Source organism: Methanoculleus sp. UBA303 (assembly GCA_002501655.1).
Classification (GTDB): Archaea; Halobacteriota; Methanomicrobia; order Methanomicrobiales; family Methanoculleaceae; genus Methanoculleus.
On the sequence record DANY01000024.1, the window covers coordinates 1 to 20,133 of the forward strand.

The following is a 20,133-nucleotide window of genomic DNA, read 5'->3' on the forward strand; positions in this document are numbered from 1 at the left end:
ACCCGGGCCGCCACGATCCTGGTTGGCGACCTCTCCGTCAAGCAGATGCCGCAGTCAAAGCGGGCTACGCCCGGGCTCAACCGCTCCACCCAGAACGCAGGACACCTCTCAAGGTTCACCGGATTTTTAACCTACAAGGCAGCCCTTGCAGGTAAGAGAGTAATAAAGATCGATGAACAGAACACGACGAAGACCTGCTGTGTATGTGGAGCGGTTCACGATATGCCGCTCTGGAAACGAGTTATGAACTGTGAATGTGGGAACTGCATCGATCGAGACCAAAATAGTGCGGTCAACATCATGGTGCGGTTCCTATCACAAGATGCCCTGTGGACGGGCTACCGGCAGTTCGCTGGTAATCTGCGACAAACAGGTCCGAGGATCCCCGTGGTCCCCGGACACTCGCAGGAAGCCCCCTGCGCAAGCGGGGGGTAGTTCAAGCTTCTCTGGTGTACATTGGTGAATAGGAACAATGGCATTAAAATATGTATTAGTATACGCGGGGCCGAGAATATCCAGAAAAGGGAAAACACCGGGATTGAATGCTCTCAATCGGACGTACCTTCCCGAAAAGCACCGGGCCGGGTTCGTAATACAATTTTTGGGTACGGGTCTCCTCTCCTCAATCGCGCTTGCATTCATCATATTCTCCCGGTTAGGACGAAAGGAGAGCGGATGGGTGGAGTTGAGCGACGCATGATCGGGCATCACTCCGCACCGGATCGCCGGACGATGTATATTCTCTTCATGATCGGTTTTTTTGCAATCTTCTCGACCACCATCTCTAAGAATCCGGTGCTGCCCCTCTTCTCGCAGGCCCTGGGCGCCGGTGATGCGGTCATCGGTCTCGTTGCAGCGGTCTCCCCACTCGCCGGGATCCTGTTCTCGTTCCCGGTGGGAGTTCTCTCGGATCACCTGGGCAAGAGGAGACTGCTCATCGTATCCGGAGCGGTATTCCTCTCGGCACCTCTGCTCTACCTCTTCATATCCGATCCGCTCTGGCTGATCCCGGTCCGGTTCTTCCACGGGATGGCGACCGCAATTCTCGGGCCGGTGATCGCTGCTATGATTGCAGTGCGGTTTCCAGAGAAGAAGGGGGAGGTGCTTGGGCAGTATTCTTCCGCAACCCTGATCGGGAGGACCCTTGCCCCGCTTGTCGGCGGGGTCATCATATCGTTCTTCGTCTTTTACCCCGGGCTTATTCCTTACCGGATGGTGTACCTCACTGCGGCAATTGCCGCAGTGCCGGTGGTCGTCTTGATCCTCTTCTACCGGGAGGAGACCCCGGCTCCCCTCACGGTCCTCCCGTTCTCGGCGTTCCGCAGAAGTTTCGTAACGTTCTTCACAAACCGGAGACTGCGGGCAACGGCACTCGTGGATATGGCGACCTACTTTGCTTTCGGGGCGTTTGAGACGTTCCTGCCGCTCGTATTGCTCTCCCGGGGGATGGGCGCGTACCAGACGGGGATTCTGTTTGCCGCCCAGACGCTGATCATCGCGGTGACGAAACCGTCGTTCGGCAGGATCTCCGACCAGGTCGACAAACGGGTCCAGATAGTCATAGGACTCTTTGTTCTGGGATGCTCGGTTGCCGCTATTCCGTTTGCGTCGGCGTTTACGGCGTTCCTTCTCATAAGTTCTCTTCTTGCTCTCGGTATGTCGCTCTCCACCGTTGCAACCAGTGCGTACGTCGCAGACGTTGCACAAAAAGAACAGATGGGCGCCTCGATGGGGGCACTGTCGTCCATCATGGACATCGGGCACTCGGCAGGCCCCCTCGTGACCGGGATCGTTGTTGCCGCCGCCGGCTTCGGCCCCGGATTCTTCGTGAGTTTCCTGATCGCTGTGGCAGTCTGCGGGTTCTTTGCGCTGTCCGTCCGGGAGCCGGCACAGCGACCAGGGAGTCAGTACAATTAGCAAAGTGAACTACCCCGCCCGAGAGCGCGGGGTTGCTCCCTCCTGCCAGACGATTTTGTTGAATCTAATTTTGGTTGAGCGTTCAACGCTAATGAAAACACAAAAAGAAACGGAACCAACAAAAACCAGTATGCTGCTAAGGAGCGTTCCTGACTGAGGTCGGAATCTAGTTCCGGTCTTCTCCAACCTCTTTTCATACGTTGAACCTCCGTAGGGTTCTAGACGGAGGTGGGACGTCATCCTACATTAAGGTAATGTTCGCCGCCATGGGGCATACCCTTTCGGGGGTATGGGAAACCTTGGGTCCTTCCAGTCAGAAATTCTGGGGCGCCATTTCGGATGACTAATGTGAAGTAACGTTACCGATAGATAGCGTTATCGGGCGATATTGGGGACATCCTCGGCCGGGGCATTACAGAGGGCAGAAGGGGCCATGGAATGCCTGCTGGAAAGGTGTTGAAAGTGCATGAGCACCTTATAACAAGACCGTGGTTAACGGGCACCTGCTGCAACTCGTCGGTCAAAAAAGAATTGAGGTAGGAAAAGCCCTGGCCGAAGTTGACTTCAAGCTAAACGCCAGCATCGGTGAAGTCTCACCACTACTGTGAGTCCACCTTTGCCTTCACTGTTTCAATCTGTTGGAGAACCATTGCCTCTGTGTCATGGTCCCCGAGCTCCCGCAGGATCGCCAGACTCTGGTCGAAGGATTCCAATGCTTCATTGTACCGGTCCATCTCTTGGTATACTACCCCCCTCAGCAGGAAGCTTGAGGACTCTCCATCGCGGTTCCCGAGTTCCCGGTCGATTGCAAGGCTCTGATTGAGTGATTCCAGCGCTTTGCTGTAATTGCATGTCAACAGGGAGACCGTCCCGATGTGAAGGAGTGTTGCGGCCTCACCGCTACGGTCCCCGAGTTCCCGCTCGATTGCAAGGCCCTGGTTGAGTGATTCCAGCGCTTCACCATAGCGGTGAATAGCCTTGTATGTACATCCAATCTGGTGGAGTGCAGACGCCTCGCCCTCGCGATTCCCGAGTTCCCTCGTGGTCACCAGGCTCTGCCGGTAGAAGTCAAGCGCCTCATCATACCGGTTCAGCTTCTGGTGCACCATCCCAATCTGGTGGAGCGTGGACGCTTCTCCGTCGCGATCCCCGCGTTCCCTCTTGATCGCCAGACTCTGGTTGTAGAAGTCCAGCGCCTCGTCGCACCGGGACGTGTCCAGGTAGATGGTGCCGATCTGGTGGAGTGTGGACGCCTCGCCACCGTGAAACCCAAGCTCCTCTTCGATTGTCAAACTCTGGCCGTAGTAGTCCAGTGCCTCGTCATACCGGCGCATTGCCTGGTGCGTCATGCCAATCTGGTGGAGGGCTAGCGCCTCACCGGCACGATCTCCATTCTCCTGGGAGATCGCCAGGCTCCGGTCGAATGATGCCATTGCCTCATCAAACCGGCAGGTATTCCGGTACACCCACCCTCTGTGGTAGAAGTTCCCCGCCGTACCGCGATGATTCCCAAGTTCGCGCTCGATTGCGAGGCTCTGGTTGAAGTAATCCAGTGCGTCATCATACCGGTATGTCTTCTGGTACAGGATACCGATATGGTGGAGGACGATCGCCTCGCCGGCACGATCTGCCCTGTCTCGCGCAATCGCCAGACCCTGGGTGAAGGCTTGAAGCGCTTCGTCATAGCGGTACGTCTTCTGGTAATCCACCCCGATCTGGTGGAGATCTTTTGTATCACCGGCCGGGTCACGGTTTTGCTGTTCTGGCTCTAAAATCTGATTGTTTTGGTTTGGCTGATGGGCTTGGTCATCCGTCGTAGTCCAGGAGGTCGAGTTATCAGTCTCTTTTGCATCCGCCCTCTGATTATATCTCATCGCCTGTCTACCTACCATTGTTCACCAAATAGATTTTCGCTGGAATAGCATATGGGCGATGTCGTGAACAGTTCTGGTTGATACTAACAATTTCCAGACTTACCGGCTCTGGCTCCCCCGCTCAAGGAACTTCCAGGCGAACAGGCCATCTTCGGTCAGGCAGTACTCCTTCTCCCGCTTACTGTGGACCGCTTCACGCCCCTCGACCAGCCCCCACGTAATCAGCTGTTCGAGGTATTCTGTCATCATCCCCCTGTTCAACACCCGCTTCTCCTTCTGGTCTTTCCGATTTTTTACCGGAACATACTGCTTCTCCATCCGAGTATGCAGATCTTTCCGCAGCACCCACCCGTCCTTCGTCGCCTCACCGAGGGTATGGAGGATGGCAATGAGAGAAACGTAGTTCGGGTTTCGTGTGATGTCGTTCAGGTGCATCCGGGGTATCGAGAAAGGGATATACTCAGTATCCCAGGGAGTGATGCAGACATCGCCTTCCAGCCAGAGGGCCATCATGAAGAGCGAGAGCGAGAGCATCTTCGTCCCGCCGGTGACGTTGAATGAGTAGGTTGCCGAGGGATAACGCGTGTGGATATCGAGGACAGCATCCCTGACCGATGCAAGCGTGACGTCGGGAATTTTCACTTCGGTAAAGGGGATGCGCATCTTTGCGGAGACGTCCCGGACCTCGTTAATCGCCGCTATGATCTTTGGCTTCGTCTCTCTTTTGTAGGGAGGGTCATCCTCCCGCTGGCGGTACACATTCTCTTCAACGATGACAAAGCAGTGTGAGATCCCCCCGGAGCGCTGGATCGTCGTGGGGTAGGTGTTGTGAATGCTTTCACCGGCGCTGATGATATGGATGTGCTCGCCATGCATACTCGGATATTGTATCTAGAATATATTAACTGTTAGTTTCTTATTGAACAATTCGGGCAATCAAAATTATGTTTCCATATTCCAGACAAATGTATGACTGCCCCCGCTGTCAAATCGGTGAACTGGCATCTGACCTCCGCCTGCAACTATGCCTGCCGCTTCTGTTTTGCTAAAAACCTTGGTGAGTGTCATCTTCCCTTCGATTCGGGGCTCCGGCTCATTTCGAAACTGCACAAGGCCGGCATGGAGAAGATCAACTTCGCCGGGGGTGAGCCGCTCCTGCACCCCCGGCTCCTAGAATACTGTAAGGTCGCTAAAGCCTTCGGCATGACCGTCTCGATAACGACCAACGGCTACCTTCTCAATGGAAGGATGCTGGGGGAGATGGTCGGCGTCGTCGATTGGATTGGCCTATCTATCGATTCTTCAAGTGATGAGGTCGAAGAGCAGCTCTGCCGGGGCTACGGGGACCATGTTACCCACTGCCTTGAGATCGTTGATAAAATCCATGAGGCCGGGATTCGGCTGAAGGTGAATACCACGGTGACCCGCCTGACGTATAAAGAGAACATGCGCCCCCTCATCCGGATGCTGAACCCGGAGCGGTGGAAAGTCTTTCAGATGCTTCACATCCGGGGGGAGAACGACGATGCAGTGGCTGATCTGTCGGTGACAGATGAGCAGTACCGCTCCTTTGTCGAGCGACATTGGCTCTTCAGGCTTGATAACGGCAGTGCGCCAGTTTTTGAGTCGGCCAACGACATGGAGAGTTCATACTTCATGATCACGCCCGGCGGAAACGTGAAGATCGACACCGGCAGAGTGGTGACGAAGTACCCGCTGGATGAGGTGCTCAAGAGGGGCGTGGAGTTCATTGTAGACGCAAAAAAATACACCGGACGCGGCGGTTTGTACGACTGGCACAATTAACTAGGTTAATATTGAATTCAGGCTTAACGGAGATACTGTCATGTATATTAACGAGGACGAGTTGAAATTTTTTCTGTACGAAACTCATCTGCTTAAAAAAAGTGTATCAATCGCACATAGCATCCGCGATATGGGAGAGGAAGAAAGGAAAGCGATTAATCTCAATAAAAACTTAACAGAACTCTTCTTATTTCGTGTTTCTAGAGACCCGGGTTTCCAGAAATTCGTCATGACCTCATTATCCCGCGATGCGGCTGTATTAAGAAATACCCAAAGGTACATCACAAAGTTGATATACGATTATTCATGCACCGTATCCTCGTTTTATGCCATTCCTCAAGAGACTCTAACGAATGAGTGTGCTGGAATTGACGAGTTAATTCCGAAACTCATTGAGTATTATGATACTGACTACATAACCTATCTCACAGCTATTAGTCGAAAGGTGAGTGCACTCTTTTATCAGCACCTATACAGACAGTCGATATCCGATCAGGATGATGTCAGCACCACTGCGATAAAAACGCTTGAGAACTTTATTACAGATTTCAATTGCTTCGGTAAAACACCGTTTCTTGAGGACATTCACCATGTCCGCAAAGCCTTCAATCGGAAACGTGACTGTGAGTGTAGGTACTACATCTATCGGAATCTGAGATTTCCGGACAACTATGTCGACTCGAAGAGGACACAGTACGAATTACCACTGCTCCGTGTGGCCTTCTTTGCGCGAGACCTTCGAGACTTGTTTGCGGCTCGATTTAATGTGCCTATACCTGCTTCGCCTTGGATGGGCAAAACGGACTATTTAGCCCTTGAACATAAGGAAAAGAGAGAATTCATTCAGTACATTCGATTTACGAACGATGCGTTATTCATTGGGGCGGAATTCTGGTTCAATCAATTCAACGAAGACCACAAACTATCGCTTTTGAATCAAGAGTATCCGTTCGAGATAAAACCTGAAGATCTTCAGTCTCTGTCCGTAGAGCAAATGGACACGTACGCCAACGAGCTCTGCGATATAGGATATTTTGACTGTTCGTTAATTGTCTTCCAGGAGTGCCTAAAGCATGCCAAAACCGAGATAGATCGGTTTTTCTCTCTCGACGATATTGCCTACTGTTACAAAAACCTTGGAGAGTTTGAAAACGCAAAGGGATACTACGAAAATGCACATGCGATAATATCTCAATATGTAATGGATGAAGACTGGATTCGCAACGTTTCGTTCAATATACGGAAAAGTCCTTACTCTTCACGGTTTCTCTCGCTGTTAACAAAGAAATACATAGCCGAGATGGAGTATCATCTTGGAGAGATCGAGACCGCGGACAAAAGAATGGAGGAGGCGCTATCTGAATCGTCTTTGTTAAATCCTCACGAAAGGATTCGCCTTCTTCAGGAAATCGCTTTGACGTATCGGAACACGCTCAACCCATTCAAAGAGGAAGAGATATTAGTCCAGCTGCTTGATGAACAAAGTCTCGACGATATACACTTTAACAATGTAATGCACCGGCTTAAAGTGCTCAGTAATTGTTTAAAATCGTCAGGAGACCATAATCTCGCAAAAATTCGGCAGATTTATCATTTGGAAGAGATACCCCCAACAATTGAAAAAGTTATCCCTGCCATCAACTCGTTTCAGTTTTCAAGGTCTCTCATCCTGGACGAGAAATTATACCAGTTAAACCTTGAGGGGAGTCCCCAAGAAAAAGAACCTTTGGGTATTCTCGCACTCTCCCATCTTAAAATGCGTAATTATGAGACCGCAAAAAAATATTTTGAATTATATCGGAATGCATGTGAAATGAGAGATCCGTGTGTTTCCAAGGTCGCTGGTTATTTGGGCGTCTGCACAATTCTTCAAGGATCAGAAGAAGAAGGAATAGAAGAGATACTGAACGAAATCGCGTTGTTGAGTTCAATCCTGAAAGGGGATCAGAAAGGTCAAGGAATAGGTACGCTTCTGAATCATGTCGCCAAAGAGTTGCTCATTTATAGAAAAGAAGGAGTTTCGCAAACTATTGAAAAACTTCGTCCGGAGATTGAAAAGCACCTTTCAGTTGAAGAGGCCAACTTCTATATCATTTCTGCATATGTTAACATTAGTTGGTTCACGAAGGCAATTGAGGTATTTGATGCGCTGATTGAAGATGGGACTTTCGACGAAAATAAACGCGCCTTATTTATTAAGCGGAAAGGAGACCTTTATGTTGACATGGGGGAGATCGATGACGCCCTCTCATGTTACTTAGACGCTGGAAGATCCTACTTTTTCTCTCTTCCAACCAGAGACCGGGCTGAGCTCATGAAAAGGATGGCTGATGCCTACATTGAGAAGATGAAACTCATCGAAGCCAAGAAATGTATCGACACAGCTCAAAAATTATCGCCAGAAGATCCTGAGATTGAGAGTTTAAAGCGAGATATGGGGACCTTTCTCGACGAACACATTAGCCTTGAAAGTGTCAAAAACCATTCTGCGCGACTTTCACTAAAGACGGCTGAAAGAGAGGCGCTTGAGTTATATCGGACAATACGTGAAGGCGAGGAGTTTGATTTCTCTCCCCCTCTGGGCTATTATGGTAAGGGCCTTGAAATACTGCTTGATGCTGAAGTCTGGAGTGATATTCGACAAAAGGTGTTTGAAAAGTTCTCACTCGACGATTACGTAGGTATTCCAGACCGCCTCTATACCGATCTGCGTAACTGGCAAGGACCGCTAAGCCGATATCCAAAATCGCAAAAAACGGTGTCATTGGGGACTTGGGGAAATATCGATCTTGAGAAAAGTAACAAGCATCCGGTTGTCGACTGCATCCATTCCTTGCTGCATGAAAGGTTCGGTGATAAATTTTCTATAGTGAAAGACGCCTGTGCCTTTCTCGCCCTGTATCGAAACGATGCGTTCCATACGGTCGTAAAGGGTAAAGATGAAGTGACGGAAGTGCGGAAAAAAGCAATCCGGCATCTGAATGCCGTAATACACCTGTTATACGACTCAGATGTAACCGACAAATACAATCAATTATTCAAAGAAATGCATCGAGATTTTGTGCTCTATGAACAGTCGAAAGAGTACATAAGTGCGGGAAACGATGATCAGGCACTAGAACTATTAAATCAAGCGTTTGAGGTTGATCCGACAAACACTGATGTTTTAGTCGGGAAAGCTCAAATTTTCATTCGGAAGAGAGAGTATGATAAAGCGGAGAGGTGCTTGGAGATTGCCCTCTCGCTTGATAAGGACGAGTATGATGCCATGCATGAAATGGGTGTTCTCTATTCTAGTAAGAGGCACTTTCCTCTAGCTGAAACACGGTTCCAGGATGCTATCCGAATTAATCCGAATCATGAGTATGCTTGGCTAAACCTCGGATGTACGCTAATGAAAATGAACGATTACTCAAGAGCTTTGCCATGTCTTAAGATGGCAAGCGAAATAAACCCTGATAACCAGAATACGAGAAAAGAGATTGATTGCTGTATGGATGAGCTAGAAAAAGCGAAAGTCTCACTGGATGAGATTGAGTTAAGGCTTATTAGGGCTCCACAGCGTGCACTTCTTCATGCTGCTAAAGGGATAATGCTCTATGTAATTGGCAACTACTCAGACGCATTGAGATCTTTTGATACCGCTCTAGAACTCGGATATGATGATCCGGGACTACTGTTACAAAAAGCACAATCTTTGATTCGACTAAATCGCGCGGAAGAGGCGATTCCAATCTTTCAGCAGTGCAGTGCTATCAGTAAAAGCAAGAACGAAAGAAACCATGACTGAGTCAAGAAGCGTAAGACACCTTCCCGTGACATCATGCCGCGCAGGTATTCCCCGGATAGTATTCAGGCGATAAATTTACCGATTCTATCCAATCAGAGGCCGCAGCGGGGGGAGCGCCTTGGCATGGAAGAGGCCGCGGGTTCAATTCCCGCTCGGTCCATCCTTTTTCGTGATAAAAAATATCGCAGGCTGAATCCAAGAAATAGCATCTCTGGCTAAAGCATCCAGGAGTCGGCTACCTCACCGCAGTTACCCTGATCACCGAGGATGGGGAGTTTCGGGACATCTCATCCGAGATAAACTCGCCAGCTGGATCGGGTTGACCCTGAAGAGTATGATCTCGAGTGTTTCTATCTGATATGTCATAGAAATATGGGATGACCTCCATGATAGCGGTCCGCCATTATGGTTTAAGAATGAATGCGCACGGGAAAAGGTGAAGGGGGTGTTTTTCCAGTTGATATGGCATAACGCCCGGTTCAGCGCGGCGCCTTCAGCCCCCCAAAACGATCCCCCCGCAGGCGCGATGAGGCGCAGACCCGGGTCTAGCCGGTACCGGGGAGGAAACCCTCGATCGTGATCGCATCGGTGATCGTCTCTCTCCTGCAAGGGGGTGGTTTCCATCAACGGTGATGCTTTTATCGTCCACGTCAAGTACGGTTGCCCGGCAGGGTTTTCACAGCACCTCGACGCTGATGACCTCGCCGGGAACCGGTTCGCTGTCGAGTTTGAGTTTCCCGTGTTTTATCGTGACCACGGGTTTCCTGCGATATTTCCTGTAGGCTTTCTCCGGGGGCAGCACCACGACCATCGTCTCGCCCGGTTCTTTGCCGATCAGTGCCTCCTCAAAGAGGGGTTGATCTGCTTCGCTCCGAGGGTTACCTGTACCCCGACCGATCGCCTCCTGTGAGGACGTGATCGCCCGGAACGCTCCCCACGTCATCCCGGGCGAGCCGGCCTACCTCCCGAAGAGCGACCGGATCGCGATGCCGGCGCCGGAGCGGTTCACCTCGGCGGAGGCTTACTACGCGGCCTTCTTCCACGAGCTCGCCCACTGGACCGGGTAACGCCTCCCGGCTCGACCGGCCGGGGATCACCGGGCCGATCCGGTTCGGCAGCGAGGAGTACAGCCGCGAGGAGCTGACAGCGGAGATGGGCGCCGCGTTCCTCTGTGCGATGACCGGCACCGATCTGCCGGTGCTCGAAAACCAGGCGGCCTACATCGCCGGGTGGCTCCGGCATATCCGCGACGGTTCGGCGGTCGACGTGATCCGGGCCGCGGCGGATGCGCAGAAAGCGGCGGACTTCCTCACCGGGAACGGCGGGGAGGAGACCTCTTCTTTTTCGAGGGCGGGCGCGGCCGGGCGAGCTTCTTTGCTCCCGGTGGTCGCTGCAGAACATCGCCTTAGTTCTTGTCGGTGTATGGGGCCGCCGGCGCCCTCACTCGCTCGGCGAGGCCTCGCATCGTGACGGCTGCTCCGGCTCACCGCTCGCATCACCGGCTCCGCCGGGCATGCTCGCGGCTGATTTCAGCTTGAAATAGGAATAAGATGCGCCAAGGAATAGGGGTCTGAACAGCGACGAAAATAGATATAATTTGAATTACTCCTCAATACGAAGGAAATATGCACGAATTTTCCTTGCAGTGAGCTTCGACAAATCGTATGTATCTTCGTCCTCGTGCTTTTTGTCAAAACTGTGAAGATAGAGCCGGTGGCTGCCTTCATCTGTGAAGAATATGAGCCGGTATTTGCCGATCCGAATCCGCCATCCCTGATACTCTCCGAATCTCCCATTCCGGAGTTCTGTGATGGCTTTCTCCTTTCTTGAAACGGGGAATGTTGTTAGTAATGAGACAAGATCAGCAAAGAGATTCTTCTTTACACCGGGATCATCGAATTGGTCAATATCCTTGATGAAGTTCGGGTTGATCCCCACACTCCAGGGTGATTCATGTTGCTGCACTTTTTCAATGAGTACCCGTGCCTGATCACGGCCGAATAATTTCTCATAGCCCTCCTCCACGGTCTTGGAGAAGAGATCCAGTCCCTGCCGCATATCGGCGAGTACTACTTCGAGTTCGCTCGGTTCACGCGGCCAGTCCTCTCCCTTCGGTGGTGATGGGATGTTCCGGAGCATCAGGTGGTGCGTTCTGAGTTCCCATGAGTCCGGAAGCGTGAACAGATCCGATGCAGGCATGTGCAACAGCGGGTCGCAAAGTGCCGCCCCGAACGTCTTGATCTGATCCTCCCCCGGGCCGATATTAACCATCGCGTGGAGCACCCGGACATTTGGCAGTGCGTAAATTGCCGGCCAGTCAATCATCTCACGGTATGCCCGCTGCCCGGTCATATCCACGACAAGGCGTATCTTCTTTGCTCTGATATACGCGGCGAGGAGTCGAGTAAGCCGGTTGTCCTCCCTCCAGATCGCCTGAATCTCCGGGAGATCTTCGAGCGGCGATTCATAAAGTTGAATCTGTTCTTGGGGAAGAAGCAGACCATAGAGCCCGGAGATGATCAGAAGGTGATGCGGGGATCCGTTTAGACTTGCCTTAAGATCATAACTCCTTCCATCGTTACCCTTTCCGCCGTAGAACCTCCCGATATATCGGTCGATTGCAGGCAGGTAATTCGCACGAGCCGTACCATTGAAGTCCGGTCCCCGGTGGAGATCTCTGTTCAGGGGATGTTTTGCAAGCAGAGATCCTTTATTCTCGAGATTTCCCTGAAATATGAGCTCGAAAGATGCTTTTCGTGTCTGATAAAGAAGGTTAACTGTCTGCGAGTCTTTGAGCCAAGCTGCGACCGATTGCTCCCGCTTGTACGGCTCGTCGTTAGAGAACGTCGCTTTATTCAATGAACAGATCCCTATAAAGAGGACCGGGCTTGTGGGCTGATACACAATCGGTGACGGTTCCATCGCGATCAAGCAGCAATTAGTTTCGCTACATTTAAAGAGGGTTGAATTGATCTTCACTCATGACTCTTGATCTCGAGGCCTTGGCACAGGGCATTTCGAATCATGTCAGCACCTGCACCCCTGCCCGTTTTCTCTGTACGACGCAGGCTTCTTTTGAATCTTGGTTTCGTGTCGAACTGGTTCCGGTCCTCATGGAGATGGGGATTGATTTCGATGCCATTTCTCCAGACTATACCTATCCAGGCACCCACTACAAGGCCGACCTTGTCTATTCGGGTGTAGGTGGCCGAACAATCCTGGAGCTCAAATCATTCGTTTCGGGACAGGACGCCAATAAACAAGATCGTTACCCTGTACAGATCGAACGACTACGTTCCCTTCTCGCCCAGGAGGCTTCCATCGCGCAGGTGATCACATTCACAACATTCCAGGGGTACTCACCGCCGACACGACCAACAGGGCCGTCAGCCGGAAGAACCGCTGCATGTACTTTTTCGGCACCGGGAAGGCGACGCCGACGATCTCGGACATCGGTTACGCACCCTGCCCGGCCCGCTTGAGAATGAACTGATAGTCCTCCTCCGGGATCTCCCGCATCGCCACGCGGAGGTGGCCTGTCCACATCGTTTTGTTCCTGATGAACGCAAGGTCCGGGATCAGCGGCTTAAATTCGAGGGGGTCGGCGAAGACCGCGATCGGCTCGACTTTCACGCGGTAGGGAAAGACTTCGTCGCCCATATGCTGCGGGGTGACGAAGATGCGGGAATGGTCTTCGTAGGGCTCAGAGACCACCTCCAAATCCCCCATAATCGCTGATGGAAGGATTTCATCCCCTGCTTTCTCCTGCCTCACGTAGAAAAGAATGGCATCGCCTGGTTTCACCCGTTGCAGAATGTTTCGATTTCGCTTTGGAATTCCCCATACCTGCTTACTCTTGACAACCTCCCAGTTCTCGCGGTTCAGGGAGGCGATCCAACATGTCATAGTTTCCGGATTGATCCGATGTAATATAAATCATTGACACGTCTACCTCTGCCTCAAGGAAGGGGGTCTATCCGCCCCGGTAGAAGAAGAGCATGCTCTTTCCTGCGGAAGACACTTTCTCAAGCCACTTGTGAGTATTATCGATCTAAAGTCGTCATTGCGCTCGGAGAAAGCTTATAGATCAGTCTGTGCATGCTACGGGCTGAAACCTGTTCCTTTCAAAGATGGGGTAATGGTTGAAAGTGGAATTCCATTGCCGTCCGGATGCCGCCTTTTTCCGGTCTATCACTGTGGATGGAGAGGTTAGCGTAAAAACCGAAAAGACCCCTTGCAGATTCAGGATTGGAAAAAGATCGGGGAATACCTGGATACAGAAAAATGGTAGGTTAATATACTCCCTACCCGAAATTGATACTTAAAGTGTTGGAATAAGCGGAGAGGAGAGACGAGGACGGTATATACAGAAGATAACTCACCGCCCTGCCCCCCCCTTCCGTATCCATTTACACTACTTCTCTTGAGGTCACACCATGGACGCCACAACAACATCCCTCGCTCAACTCGAATCACATCTCTGGGAAGCCGCCAACATCCTGCGTGGGCCGGTTGATGCGGCTGACTTCAAGACCTATATATTCCCGCTCCTCTTCTTCAAACGAATCTCCGATGTTCATGATGAGGAGTATCAGGTAGCTCTTGCCGAATCCGGGGGCGATGAAGAATATGCCCTGTTCCCGCAGAACTATCGGTTCCAGATCCCCCCTGAGTGTCATTGGAACGAAGTCCGTACGGTGACGATAAACGTCGGGCAAGCCCTGCAGAAAGCAATGCGCTGCATAGAGACGGCCAACCCTGAGACTCTCTACGGTATCTTCGGCGATGCACAGTGGACGAACAAAGACCGCCTCTCCGATGCCCTGTTGCGCGACCTTATCGAGCATTTTTCTCGAATCAATCTCGGGAACCAGGCGGCCAAGACCGATATTCTCGGCCAGTCCTACGAGTACCTCATTAAGAAGTTCGCCGATCTCACTAACAAAAAAGCGGGCGAGTTCTATACTCCGCGCTCGGTAGTGCGGCTGATGGTCAACATTCTCGATCCACGTGAGGGTGAGACTATCTATGATCCGGCCTGCGGGACGGGGGGCATGCTGCTCGAGGCCATCCACCATGTACGAGAGGCTCACGGCGACGACCGGACGCTCTGGGGCAAGCTCTTCGGGCAGGAGAGGAACCTCACCACCTCGGCCATCGCCAGGATGAACCTGTTCCTGCACGGTGCAGAGGACTTTCAGATCGTGCGTGATGATACCCTCCGCCACCCGGCGTTCTTCTTGGGCGACAATCTTGCAACCTTTGATTGCGTCATCGCGAACCCCCCCTTCTCCCTGGAGAAATGGGGTGAGGAGGTCTGGGCAAGCGATCCTTTCGGCCGCAACTTTGCCGGAATGCCGCCGGCCAAGAGCGGCGACTACGCCTGGGTGCAGCACATGATCACGTCGATGGCACCCAAGACCGGTCGCATGGCGGTTGTGCTGCCGCACGGGGTGCTCTTTCGCATGGGGAAGGAAGGCGCCATCCGGAAGAAGATTCTCGGCATGGACGTGCTCGAAGCGGTAATTGGTCTTGGTCCGAACCTCTTCTACGGCACCGGCCTCGCCGCCTGTATTCTCGTCTTCTGCCAGCGCAAGGCCGATGACCGGAGGAACAAAGTGCTCATTATCGACGCTTCGAAGGAGTACAAGACCGGCCGCGCCCAGAACGAGTTGCTCCCCGAGAATGTCGACCGCATTTACGGGTGGTATCGAGACTTTTCGGATGTGGAGGGTGCTGCCCGGGTGGTGACGCTTGAGGAGATCGCGTCGAACGACTACAATCTGAATATTCCCCGCTACGTCGAGCCGAAGATCGAAGAGGATATGCTGACGGTTGAAGAGGCGCTGCAGCAGCTTCGCGAGAGTGCGGAGGCAGCATTTGCGGCGGAAGAACGGCTCATCAGCATACTGAAAGAGAACCGCTTGATCTTGGAGGAACAACAATGAGCTCGAGGGAAAATATCAGGGTCATTCCTGACACTATGAATAACGTCGTCGTCGCCGTAAGCAAAGGACAGTATCGGATTCCCCAGTTCCAGCGTGAGTACGTGTGGAAAAAGTCAAAGGTCATTGAACTGTTCGACAGCATTTACAAAGAGTATCCGATCGGCTCGTTTTTCTTGTGGAAGGCAGGCAGGGAACACAACCAGCTCTTTCGACATTCAGTCGACCTTGATATCCGTCCTATTCAGGCCGATGATAATATTGCCTTCATTCTGGACGGACAGCAGAGAATCACTTCTCTCTATGTGACCCTTAAAGGCCTGACAATCAGTGAGACTGACTATAGTCGTATCTGCTTTGATGTCAAGGAGGAGAAGTTCACTCATCGTGAGCCTGACGACAAGAGGTTCATTCGCGTTTGCGATATATGGGAAAAGAATATATTGAAAATCGCAACAGGGGTAGATCCTCAGTATCAAGATGCAATCGGTCGGTGCTATGAGATCCTTCGCACATATCCTGTATCGATCGTCGAAGTGAGTAACCAGGATCTCCCGGCCGTCTGCAAGATCTTCCAGCGTATTAACCAGTCAGGTAAGCGCCTCGACAGGTTCGATCTGATCTCCGCCATGACCTTTTCTCCGGATTTCGATCTGCGGGAGAAATTCAGGCAGGATGTACTTGCAAAACTCAAACAGAAATCGTTCGGCGAGATATCTCCTGCAATCGTCACTCAGCTTATGGCACTGATAAAAAAGGGTGCCTGCACCGAGAATGCCGAATATAGCCTTTCAACCGAGGATATCAAAGAGATCTGGAAGCAGTCTGTAGACTCGGTTCTGCTCGCAGCGGATACACTACGAAAGAGCGTCGGCGTTCAGAATGCAAATTACCTTCCCTATGACGCGCTCCTCACGCTGCTTGCATACTACTATGCTTCAACCGGTCAACGCGCTCTCGACGACAAACAACTTAAATGGGTGCAACAGTGGTTCTGGCGAGCCTCTTTTAGCCAGCATTACGGTTCCGGCGGCGCAACTAAGATCGGTCGTGATAAAGAACTGTTTGATCAGCTAGCAAAAGGCAGTTATCCACCTTTTGAACCGGCCATGAATCTCACCGCCGAGATATTGGTCGGCACCAAGATGACCTGGACGAGATCAGCGGTTCGGAATGCGTTTCTCTGTATGCTTGCCTATCGCAATCCAGTTCACCTGATCAACAACAGCAAGTTGGACTTAATTAATGGCGGCATCTCCGATTTCACCAGCACCGAAAAGCACCATATATTTCCGCAGGGATTTCTCCGTGACCACGGAACAGGTGAAGCCGAGATCCACGCGCTGCCTAATTTCTGCTTCCTGCCTGCCGAGCTTAATAAGCGCATTCTGGACACTCGCCCATCGGAGTACTTCCCCGAGCTTCGCAGGGAAAATTCTCAGTACAAAGAGGCTGCACGCACTCACCTGCTACCTCTGAGCGAGGACTCCGGGATTGAACAGGATGATTACCTGCAATTCCTCAAGATCCGCTCTGAACTGATTCTCCAAGAAGTCGAGCGGTTGACCGGGCTCTCGACTGCACCATCGGAGGATCAGCGACAGAAGGCCGTCGAGAGACTCGAGACTCAACTCCGGGATCTTATACATAGCACTCTGGCAGACGGCTATGGTTTAGAGTACTGGAAGATGGCGATTCCTGAAGACGTGCGGACGGGAGTGGCGGGCCGTATTGAGGCGGCGCTGCGTAAAAATCCGGATATTAAACCCGAGGATTATGTCAGCCCAAGGGAGAAGCTCAATTTCTGCAATATGGGGGATTACTCCAAGATCATCCTGATCAAGAGCAACTGGCCACGATTCGAGCCTGTATTCCACCGCCGGATTGATCTTGAGCGCCACATGGAGGCCTTTTCCGAATTCCGGAACGCCTTGATGCATAACCGACCTCTTACCGAGATCGGTCTCCGGGCAGGTGAGCTGGCAATCCTCTGGTTTGGAACAGTGCTGCCTCATCAGAATGCACCGGACACGAACGGAGAAGAGGGTGACGGAAATGAGTAGCCGTATTTCCCAGCAGCACCTCGAATCCTATCTCTGGGGGGCGGCAGTGCTCCTTCGGGGAACCATCGATGCCGGCGACTACAAGCAGTTTATTATGCCGCTGCTCTTCTACAAGCGCCTCTGCGATGTCTACGACGAAGAGACACAGACAGCACTTGTGGAGTCGGGCGGAGATGTTGATTTCGCCGCTTTCCCGGAGAACCATCGTTTCCAGGTTCCGGCCGAAGCCCACTGGCGTGAGGTTCGGAAGGCCCCCCGGGACGTCGGGCAGGTTCTCCAGGCCGGCATGCGGACGATCGAGACGGCGAACCCCGATAAACTCTACGGCATCTTCGGCGACGCACAGTGGACCAACAAGGACCGCCTCTCCGACGCCATGCTCCGTGACCTCATCGAGCACTTCTCCTCGCTCGAACTCACCATTGCGAACCTTCCCGAGGACGAACTCGGCAACGGCTACGAATACCTGATCAAGAAGTTCGCCGACGACTCGGGCCATACCGCGGCCGAGTTCTACACCAACCGCACCGTCGTCCACCTCATGACCGAGCTGCTGGAACCGCAGCCGGGAGAGACCATCTACGACCCGACCTGTGGCTCCGGGGGCATGCTCCTCTCCACCATCGCCCACCTCCGCCGCCGGGGACTGGAGTGGCGCAATGTCCGCCTTTACGGACAGGAGCGCAACCTGATGACCTCCTCCATCGCCCGGATGAACTGCTTCCTCCACGGCATCGAGGATTTCCACATCGTGCGTGGCGACACCCTCTCCGAGCCCAAATTCGTGGAGGGCGACCGCCTGCAGCGGTTCGATGTGGTGCTGGCAAATCCTCCCTATTCTATCAAACAGTGGGACAGGTCTGCCTTCGCCGCAGACCCCTGGGGACGCAATATTTTTGGTACGCCACCACAGGGCCGGGCCGACTACGCTTTCTGGCAGCACATCCTGGCCAGCATGGACGAAGAGACCGGCCGGTGTGCCATCCTCTTCCCCCACGGCGTCCTCTTCCGGCAGGAGGAGGCCGAGATGCGGCGGAAGTTGATCGAGGCGGACCTGATCGAGTGCGTGCTGGGGCTCGGGCCGAATCTCTTCTATAATTCCGCTATGGAAGCATGCGTGGTAATCTGCCGCACCAAGAAGCCTAAGGAACGACAGGGGAAAATCCTCTTCATCAACGCTGTCAATGAAGTCACCCGAGAGAGAACGCAGAGTTTCCTCACTGACGAGCATATCGAGCGCATTTTTACAACGTATAAGAAATTCGAGAATATACCAGGATTTTCCTACGTTCTCACGCAGGAGGATGCGTTCAAAAATGGCGGTAACTTGAATATACCTCTTTACGTGAAGTTAGAAACGGAGATTAATCCAACCAGTGGCTCTGGCAGTGAAGACGATCTCGCACAAGTATTTCGATCTTGGGTAGATGGTGCTGAATCGCTTGAAAAAGCGCTTTCAAAGGTCGTCCCGGGATTAGACACTGATCAAGCGCTCAAGAACACCTCAGTTTCAAATCTTCACGTACCACCATGGTTCAATCGTTCCAAATGGCGTAGAGTAAAACTCGGCGATGTTGCTATCCGTGTTGCTGGTAAGTACGAGCGGGATGAAACTACAGTCCATCGCTGGGTCGCAGCGGATCATGTTGACGAAGAAGATATACATGTTCGACGGTGGAGCGATACAAACGATCCACTATTTCCACCAACCTTTCGATTCACCTTCCCTGCAGGGTGTGTCTTACTCCATTCCCGGAATCCGAAAAAAGTTGCCATTCCTGACTTTGATGGAATAACTGGAGAGAAGTTTTTCGTTCTCAAGTCACGTGACGAGAAAGTGCTTCAAACAGATTTTCTCGCGTTCGTCCTCAAATCCTCCCATTTCACAGAATGGGTGAAGGGACGGCTATCTGGCTCGGTTAATAAATTCCTTAATTGGTCATCGTTCGAACGTTTCGAGTTCGACCTTCCGCCGCTCGACCAGCAGCGCTGTATTGCTAGGATATTGTGGGCGGTTGATGAGATTATTGAAATCTGGGAGCAAAATATTGTGGCTGTTCGAGATTTTCAAACTGCATTCTGGACAGAGCATATATCCCAACCAGATGTGAAAATTGTGCCCATCAGCAGGGTAGCCGATGTGGCAAACGGCTCAACGCCAAGCAAAGCAGAAGATAAGTTTTGGCAGGGTGGCACAATCCCTTGGCTACCTACGGGGAAAGTCCACGACCGATTTATTAGGTCAGCTGATGATTTCATTACAGAGGCTGCTTTGAAAGCAAAGAAGGCCCGAATCTTTCCAAAGGGATCCGTTCTTGTTGCTATGATAGGGCAGGGTAAAACAAGAGGTACGACAGCACTTCTAGAAATCGATGCAGCTATAAACCAAAACTTTGCCTGCATAACCCCACGGGAAGTTGATAATCAGTATCTCTTCTATGCTCTCGATTTCAGTTATGAGAGGCTCCGCAGGTCTGCTCATGGCAGCAACCAAGGGGCATTGAATTGTGGGCTGGTGGCGAACTTCCCAATCCCAATACCTTCACCTGCTAAACAGAAGATTGTGGCCGCGAAACTACATGAATGTGAGAACCTTCGGGTTCATTTAAAGTCTCATACCACCCAGATGCATCACCTTCTGGCAGAATTGATCCGGTGCTGGTTTCCATAGTCTCCACTTAATTCACTCCACCCTAGATAAGCGGGACCCCCATTGCCACTGCAACACGCAGCAATTG

General features: G+C 52.0%; 14 protein-coding genes. 9 read left to right on the forward strand and 5 right to left on the reverse strand.

Translation table 11 applies throughout. The annotated features are described in order from the left end of the window. Together BP846_RS04735 and BP846_RS04740 are read left to right on the forward strand one after the other, a co-directional pair. Positions 1 to 435, forward strand: a 435-nt coding sequence (locus BP846_RS04735) for an RNA-guided endonuclease InsQ/TnpB family protein (RefSeq protein WP_292392958.1), incomplete at its 5' end; no start/stop codon positions are given. 240 nt (positions 436 to 675) lie between these two features. Next, entirely contained in the window at positions 676 to 1,917 is a 1,242-nt protein-coding gene (locus BP846_RS04740; protein ID WP_292392960.1) for an MFS transporter, read from the forward strand. A 599-nt stretch (positions 1,918 to 2,516) separates the two neighbouring features. Here BP846_RS04740 and BP846_RS04745 read toward each other — a convergent pair. Both BP846_RS04745 and BP846_RS04750 read right to left on the reverse strand, forming a co-directional pair. Continuing rightward, a complete protein-coding gene (locus tag BP846_RS04745; protein WP_292392962.1) occupies positions 2,517 to 3,791 on the reverse strand; it encodes a tetratricopeptide repeat protein in 1,275 nt (424 codons plus the stop codon). Positions 3,792 to 3,890: 99 nt separating this feature from the next. After that, positions 3,891 to 4,667 carry a hypothetical protein gene (locus BP846_RS04750; RefSeq protein ID WP_292392964.1) on the reverse strand — a complete coding sequence of 259 codons (777 nt, stop codon included), beginning with the start codon at positions 4,665 to 4,667 and terminating at the stop codon, positions 3,891 to 3,893. Between the two features lie 93 nt (positions 4,668 to 4,760). On the opposite strand from BP846_RS04750, the gene BP846_RS04755 reads away from it, so the two are divergent. Together BP846_RS04755 and BP846_RS04760 are read left to right on the forward strand one after the other, a co-directional pair. Beyond that, positions 4,761 to 5,597: a viperin family antiviral radical SAM protein gene (locus BP846_RS04755; protein ID WP_292392966.1), complete on the forward strand. Its 837-nt coding sequence runs from the start codon at positions 4,761 to 4,763 to the stop codon at positions 5,595 to 5,597. A gap of 130 nt (positions 5,598 to 5,727) precedes the next feature. Then, a complete protein-coding gene (locus BP846_RS04760) occupies positions 5,728 to 9,387 on the forward strand; it encodes a tetratricopeptide repeat protein (protein WP_292392968.1) in 3,660 nt (1,219 codons plus the stop codon). A gap of 676 nt (positions 9,388 to 10,063) precedes the next feature. On the opposite strand, the gene BP846_RS04765 is transcribed toward BP846_RS04760, so the two are convergent. After that, entirely contained in the window at positions 10,064 to 10,330 is a 267-nt protein-coding gene (locus tag BP846_RS04765; RefSeq protein ID WP_292392970.1) for a hypothetical protein, read from the reverse strand. Here BP846_RS04765 and BP846_RS04770 point away from each other — a divergent pair. Both BP846_RS04770 and BP846_RS04775 read left to right on the forward strand, forming a co-directional pair. Next, positions 10,302 to 10,454 carry a zincin-like metallopeptidase domain-containing protein gene (locus BP846_RS04770; protein ID WP_292392973.1) on the forward strand — a complete coding sequence of 51 codons (153 nt, stop codon included), beginning with the start codon at positions 10,302 to 10,304 and terminating at the stop codon, positions 10,452 to 10,454. The two genes, BP846_RS04765 and BP846_RS04770, sit on opposite strands and share 29 nt — an antisense overlap. A 37-nt stretch (positions 10,455 to 10,491) precedes the next feature. Beyond that, the gene (locus BP846_RS04775; protein WP_292393154.1) at positions 10,492 to 10,857 is read left to right on the forward strand and encodes a zincin-like metallopeptidase domain-containing protein; all 366 of its coding nucleotides are present in this window, start codon (positions 10,492 to 10,494) and stop codon (positions 10,855 to 10,857) included. Positions 10,858 to 10,989: 132 nt separating this feature from the next. On the opposite strand, the gene BP846_RS04780 is transcribed toward BP846_RS04775, so the two are convergent. Together BP846_RS04780 and BP846_RS04785 are read right to left on the reverse strand one after the other, a co-directional pair. Next, complete coding sequence (locus tag BP846_RS04780) at positions 10,990 to 12,309, reverse strand: hypothetical protein (protein WP_292392975.1); 1,320 nt, start codon at positions 12,307 to 12,309, stop codon at positions 10,990 to 10,992. A gap of 534 nt (positions 12,310 to 12,843) precedes the next feature. Beyond that, positions 12,844 to 13,293, reverse strand: a complete 450-nt coding sequence (locus BP846_RS04785) for an EVE domain-containing protein (RefSeq protein WP_292392977.1) — start codon at positions 13,291 to 13,293, stop codon at positions 12,844 to 12,846. 530 nt (positions 13,294 to 13,823) lie between these two features. Between BP846_RS04785 and BP846_RS04790 the strand changes: the two genes are divergently transcribed. From BP846_RS04790 to BP846_RS04800, 3 genes are read left to right on the forward strand one after another with little or no spacing between them, the layout of a single operon-like run. After that, positions 13,824 to 15,335: a type I restriction-modification system subunit M gene (locus tag BP846_RS04790; protein ID WP_292392979.1), complete on the forward strand. Its 1,512-nt coding sequence runs from the start codon at positions 13,824 to 13,826 to the stop codon at positions 15,333 to 15,335. Then, positions 15,332 to 17,395 carry a GmrSD restriction endonuclease domain-containing protein gene (locus BP846_RS04795; protein WP_292392981.1) on the forward strand — a complete coding sequence of 688 codons (2,064 nt, stop codon included), beginning with the start codon at positions 15,332 to 15,334 and terminating at the stop codon, positions 17,393 to 17,395. Before BP846_RS04790 ends, BP846_RS04795 begins: the two co-directional genes overlap by 4 nt. After that, positions 17,388 to 20,066 (forward strand): N-6 DNA methylase, encoded by a 2,679-nt coding sequence (locus tag BP846_RS04800; protein WP_292392983.1) that lies wholly within the window; start codon positions 17,388 to 17,390, stop codon positions 20,064 to 20,066. The genes BP846_RS04795 and BP846_RS04800 overlap by 8 nt, the downstream gene beginning before the upstream one ends. Positions 20,067 to 20,133: the final 67 nt, after the last annotated feature.

Excerpts from the sequence above, each read along its gene's own strand:
- BP846_RS04740 (WP_292392960.1), top strand. The coding sequence starts at position 676 with ATGGGTGGAGTTGAGCGACGCATGATCGGGCATCACTCCGCACCGGAT.
- BP846_RS04745 (WP_292392962.1), bottom strand. The coding sequence starts at position 3,791 with ATGAGATATAATCAGAGGGCGGATGCAAAAGAGACTGATAACTCGACC.
- BP846_RS04750 (WP_292392964.1), bottom strand. The coding sequence starts at position 4,667 with ATGCATGGCGAGCACATCCATATCATCAGCGCCGGTGAAAGCATTCAC.
- BP846_RS04755 (WP_292392966.1), top strand. The coding sequence starts at position 4,761 with ATGACTGCCCCCGCTGTCAAATCGGTGAACTGGCATCTGACCTCCGCC.
- BP846_RS04760 (WP_292392968.1), top strand. The coding sequence starts at position 5,728 with ATGGGAGAGGAAGAAAGGAAAGCGATTAATCTCAATAAAAACTTAACA.
- BP846_RS04765 (WP_292392970.1), bottom strand. The coding sequence starts at position 10,330 with ATGACGTGGGGAGCGTTCCGGGCGATCACGTCCTCACAGGAGGCGATC.
- BP846_RS04780 (WP_292392975.1), bottom strand. The coding sequence starts at position 12,309 with ATGGAACCGTCACCGATTGTGTATCAGCCCACAAGCCCGGTCCTCTTT.
- BP846_RS04785 (WP_292392977.1), bottom strand. The coding sequence starts at position 13,293 with ATGACATGTTGGATCGCCTCCCTGAACCGCGAGAACTGGGAGGTTGTC.
- BP846_RS04790 (WP_292392979.1), top strand. The coding sequence starts at position 13,824 with ATGGACGCCACAACAACATCCCTCGCTCAACTCGAATCACATCTCTGG.
- BP846_RS04795 (WP_292392981.1), top strand. The coding sequence starts at position 15,332 with ATGAGCTCGAGGGAAAATATCAGGGTCATTCCTGACACTATGAATAAC.
- BP846_RS04800 (WP_292392983.1), top strand. The coding sequence starts at position 17,388 with ATGAGTAGCCGTATTTCCCAGCAGCACCTCGAATCCTATCTCTGGGGG.